The organism is Pantoea sp. VS1, assembly GCF_002207995.1.
GTDB classification, from domain to species: Bacteria; Pseudomonadota; Gammaproteobacteria; order Enterobacterales; family Enterobacteriaceae; genus Pantoea; species Pantoea dispersa.
On sequence record NZ_NHZE01000145.1, the window covers coordinates 1 to 245 of the forward strand.

Sequence of the window (245 nt, forward strand, 5' to 3'; positions counted from 1 at the left end):
TTCTTTGGTTGGTATTTTTTGCCAAATTTAGGCAGTTTGGAATAGGTGATGTATCAAAGTATATTGATAGCGCGATTATCAATGGCAATAAGCTTTATCAATGTCTTGTTAATAATAAATCTATATTCGTTGATGATAAATATACATTATTTAAAAAACCTAAAGACCTTAATGAAAACATGTTGATTGAATATGTTGATTTATTTAAACGGGATTGAGTAATGAATACCGATGAGAATTATAAA

Annotated in this window: 1 pseudogene; it reads left to right on the forward strand. The window is 26.9% G+C overall.

The features are described 5' to 3' along the window. Nucleotides 1–218, forward strand: a pseudogene (locus CBW22_RS25095) (hypothetical protein); the annotation flags it as partial. Nucleotides 219–245 lie beyond the last annotated feature (27 nt).